Below are 1141 nucleotides of genomic sequence, written 5' to 3'. Positions count from 1 at the left end.
GATCAGCGTTTCCAGGGGTGAAATCCGCTTCGAGGACATCCGCTTCCACTACGGCAAGCAGAAGGGTGTGATCGAAGGCTTGTCGCTGGCGGTGAAGCCGGGCGAAAAGGTCGGCATCGTAGGCCGTTCCGGCGCCGGCAAGTCGACGCTGGTCAACCTGTTGCTGCGCTTCTATGACCTCGAAGCCGGCCGGATTCTGATCGATGGCCAGGAGATCGCCGGTGTGAAGCAGGATTCGCTGCGTGCGCAGATCGGCATGGTCACGCAGGACACCTCGCTGCTGCATCGTTCGGTGCGCGAGAACATCCTCTATGGCCGGCCCGATGCCTCGGAAGAGCTGCTTGTCGAGGCGGCGGGGCGCGCCGAGGCGCTGGACTTCATATCAGGGCTTTCGGATGCCGGTGGCCGGAAGGGCTTCGATGCCCATGTCGGCGACCGCGGGGTCAAATTGTCCGGTGGCCAGCGTCAACGCGTCGCCATTGCTCGCGTTATGTTGAAGGATGCGCCAATACTTATCCTTGACGAAGCGACCTCGGCGCTTGATTCCGAAGCCGAGGCGGCGATTCAGGAGAACCTCTACAAGCTCATGCAAGGCAAGACCGTCATCGCCATCGCGCACCGGCTGTCGACCATCGCGGCGATGGACAGGCTGGTGGTGATGGACAAAGGCCGTGTCATCGAGGAAGGTTCGCACGAGGAACTCGTCGCCCGCGGCGGGCTCTACGCCCAGCTCTGGCAGCGCCAGTCGGGCGGGTTCCTGCTTGAGGGCGGTCCCGCCGACCCCGCCAACGACGCACTTGCAAAGGGGCAAGCCGCAGAATGATGGCCGCCGCATGATGACTGCCGTCTATCGCTGGTTCGAGAACTGGGTCTATCCGTTCAGGGAGCCAGCGAATCTTCGGCCACCGACCAGCGTCGGCGGTTTCCTCTGGCACTATGTCGGCCAGGCGAAGTTCGCCTTCTTCGCCATGCTGGTCATCGGCGGCATCGCGCCGCTGGTCGAGGCCGGCCTGTTCTACTTCGTCGGGCGGCTGGTCGATATTCTCGACCAGCTTCCCGCCGAGCGCAGCTGGCACGCACTGTGGGCCGCCGCCGGTCCTGAACTGGTTTTCATGGTCGTGGTGGTGCTGGTCATCCGCAC

At 63.7% G+C, this 1141-nt stretch carries 1 protein-coding gene and 1 pseudogene; both read left to right on the top strand.

The window, feature by feature from the left end; all coding sequences use genetic code 11:
- On the top strand, positions 1-823 hold an 823-nt coding region (locus tag EN750_RS35490; RefSeq protein WP_127399358.1), incomplete at its 5' end, for an ATP-binding cassette domain-containing protein.
- A 10-nt stretch (positions 824-833) separates the two neighbouring features.
- Positions 834-1141, top strand: a pseudogene (locus EN750_RS35485) (ABC transporter ATP-binding protein); the annotation flags it as partial.

The sequence above is a fragment of the Mesorhizobium sp. M7A.F.Ca.ET.027.03.2.1 genome (assembly GCF_003999175.1).
Lineage (GTDB): Bacteria > Pseudomonadota > Alphaproteobacteria > Rhizobiales > Rhizobiaceae > Mesorhizobium.
Note: the sequence above shows the minus strand (reverse complement) of the source record. Positions and strands in the feature narration are given on the sequence as shown.